The sequence below is a fragment of the Flagellimonas aequoris genome (genome assembly GCF_003584165.1).
GTDB classification, from domain to species: domain Bacteria; phylum Bacteroidota; class Bacteroidia; order Flavobacteriales; family Flavobacteriaceae; genus Flagellimonas; species Flagellimonas aequoris.
The window spans coordinates 193,264-193,697 of the sequence record NZ_QXFJ01000031.1 but is presented as its reverse complement, the minus strand read 5'-3'; the positions used below and the strand labels follow the sequence as shown (position 1 = coordinate 193,697).

At 47.2% G+C, this 434-nt stretch carries 1 protein-coding gene; it reads right to left on the bottom strand.

Annotation, left to right across the window (positions count from 1 at the left end; translation table 11 throughout):
• On the bottom strand, positions 1-434 hold a 434-nt coding region (locus D2U88_RS19615; protein WP_182859219.1), incomplete at both ends, for a hypothetical protein.

Sequence of the window (434 nt, the reverse complement as noted above, 5' to 3'; positions counted from 1 at the left end):
GCAAGTACCTCCTCTATGTTCTGTATCTCGTTCAATGGGTCCGCGTCGGCGTCGTCCGTGTCAAGGGCTGAAAGCTCAGCATCAGTGGCAAAGGTTGCATCTAAAGCGGCATCATTTATATCAATATCTATTTCATCATTGCCTGTATCATCAGTAATCGTTATCCTATTTGAACCTGCATTGATATTCTTGAATTCCAAATCAGCCCCTGTTTTTCTTGCAAATGTTCCTACTCCGGAAGTCCCTACATTGGAAGCCGTATTGGTCTGACCCGCCACCGCAGCAAAACCATCTATGTCCGTTTGTAATTCAACAATTGCAGCCTGCACATCCGTACTTGATGTATTACCCGTTGGGGAAAATGCCACTTCTGAAGCATCCTGTATCTCGTTCAATGGGTCGGCATCGGCGTCGTCCGTGTCAAGGGCGTCGAC